Origin of the sequence: Mycobacterium sp. 1165178.9, assembly GCF_001673555.1 — a bacterium.
GTDB lineage: Bacteria > Actinomycetota > Actinomycetes > Mycobacteriales > Mycobacteriaceae > Mycobacterium.
The window spans coordinates 1-2,195 of sequence record NZ_LZMB01000252.1; the positions used below are offsets into that span (position 1 = coordinate 1).

The following is a 2,195-nucleotide window of genomic DNA, read 5'->3' on the forward strand; positions in this document are numbered from 1 at the left end:
ACAACTCCCTTGTCCCGGAATCGGATTGCGAGCTCGGCGATCTCCCGGGACACCGCCGCGTGGCGCATCGCGGTGACCAACAGGCGCACCACGATCGGGCGCCCCGCCGCCGCGCTCGCCTTCTCGCCATCGGCGAAACCGGCCAGCACGGCGTCGACGATCGCATCGAAGGACAGCCCACGGTCGATGTGCAACTCGGGCGCGAACCGGATCTCGGCGTACACCACCGAGTCTTGGGCCAGATCCTCCACGCACTCGTAGGCGACCCGATGCAGCGCCTCGGGTGTCTGCATCACGGCCACGGTGTGCGAGAACGGCTCCAGGTAGCGCTCCAGCGAGCCGCTGTGCGAGCGGGTGCGAAACCACCTCGCCAGCTCGTCGACGTCGGTGGCGGGCAGCCCGTCGTAGCCGATCTGCCCGGCGATCTCCAGCACGGTCGACGGGCGCAGCCCGCCGTCGAGGTGGTCGTGCAACAGGGCCTTGGGGGCCTTCCGGATCTGCTCGAGCCCCAGCGGCGCGGTCATGCGACGATCCGATCGATGATCAGCGGCCGGGACTGGATCGCGGCCGCATCGCCGGCGATGCTCCAGCCACCGTCCAGCTCGGCGAGCGCGGCATCGAAGCGCTCCGGGGTGTCGGTGTAGAGGGTGAACACCGGCGCACCGGCGGTGACCGGCTCGCCGGGGCGGCGGTGGATGCGGATGCCCGCGCCCGACTGCACCCGTTCGCCCGGGCGGGACCTGCCCGCACCGAGCCGCCATGCCCCCAGCCCCACTGCCATCGCGTCGATATCGCCCATTGTGCCGCCTCGCGGGGCCGTCACGTTCTCGGCATGCCGACCGATGGGCAACGGCACCGCCAAGTCGCCGCCCTGGGCCGCGACGAGCCGGCGGAAGCGGTCCATCGCGGTGCCGTCGCGCAGGGTGTCGGCGGGATCGCGGTCCTCGATCCCGGCCAGCTCGAGCATCTCGGAGGCGAGCCGCAGCGTCAGCTCGATCACATCGGGCGGGCCGCCCCCGGCCAGTACCTCGAGCGACTCGGCGACCTCGAGGGCATTGCCGACGGTCGCGCCCAGCGGGCGGCTCATGTCCGTCAGCAGCGCGCGGGTGGGCACCCCGTGCGCGGCGCCCAGTTCGACCATGGTGTGCGCCAGCTCGCGGCACTGCCGCTCGGAGTCCAGCAACGCCCCGGAACCGACCTTCACGTCGAGCACCAGCGCGCCGGCCCCCTCGGCCAGCTTCTTGCTCATCACCGAGCTGGCGATCAACGGCAGCGACTCGACAGTGGCGGTGATGTCGCGCAGCGCGTAGAGCTTGGCATCGGCCGGGGCCAGATCCCCGGCGGCGAAGATGGCCGCGCCGATCTCGCGCAGCTGGTCCCGCACGCGCCGGTTGGACAGCTCGGCGGTGAACCCGGCGATGGATTCGAGCTTGTCCAGGGTGCCGCCGGTATGGCCGAGCCCACGGCCCGACGCCTGCGGCACGGCGGCCCCGCAGGCGGCGACGACGGGCACCAGGGGCAGGGTGATCTTGTCCCCCACCCCGCCCGTGGAGTGCTTGTCGACGGTGGTCAGGCCCAAGTCGCGGAAGTCGAGCGTATTGCCCGACGCCAGCATCGCCGCGGTCCAGCGGGCCGTCTCGCCCCGGTCCATGCCCCGCAACAGGATCGCCATCAGCAGGGCCGCCATCTGTTCTTCTGCCACCCGGCCGTCGGTGTAGGCGTTTATGACCCAGTCGATGGCGGCGCCGGACAACCGGCCGCCGTCACGCTTGGTCTTGATCACGGTGGGCGCGTCGAACGCGGGCTCAGTCACCCGCGCCCCGCGGCCAGGTCGTCGGGGCCGAAGGCGTCGGGCAGCAGGTCGCCGAGCCGGCGCGGCCCACCCGGATGGTCGATCAGCAGTTCGGGGCCGCCGTGTTCGGCCAGCACCTGCCGGCACCGGCCGCACGGCATCAGCACCGAGCCCCGCCCGTCCACGCACGCCAGCGCGACCAGCCGGCCGCCGCCGGTCGAATACAGGGCGCACACCACGGCGCATTCGGCACAGAGACCAAGGCCATATGAGACGTTCTCCACATTGCACCCGGTCACCACCCGGCCGTCATCGACCAGCGCGGCCGCCCCGACGCGCAACCGCGAGTACGGTGCATAGGCACCCCCGGACACATCGATTGCCTTGTCCCGCAACGACTTCC

The 2,195-nt window shown here is 71.9% G+C and carries 2 protein-coding genes and 1 pseudogene; all 3 read right to left on the reverse strand.

Translation table 11 applies throughout. From position 1 onward, the window contains the following. A pseudogene (locus A5652_RS11385) lies at positions 1-524 on the reverse strand (adenosine deaminase); the annotation flags it as partial. After that, the gene (locus tag A5652_RS11390) at positions 521-1,813 is read right to left on the reverse strand and encodes a thymidine phosphorylase (RefSeq protein WP_067350701.1); all 1,293 of its coding nucleotides are present in this window, start codon (positions 1,811-1,813) and stop codon (positions 521-523) included. The pseudogene A5652_RS11385 and the gene A5652_RS11390, both read right to left, overlap by 4 nt. After that, positions 1,810-2,187 carry a cytidine deaminase gene (locus A5652_RS11395; RefSeq protein WP_067350704.1) on the reverse strand — a complete coding sequence of 126 codons (378 nt, stop codon included), beginning with the start codon at positions 2,185-2,187 and terminating at the stop codon, positions 1,810-1,812. Before A5652_RS11395 ends, A5652_RS11390 begins: the two co-directional genes overlap by 4 nt. Positions 2,188-2,195: the final 8 nt, after the last annotated feature.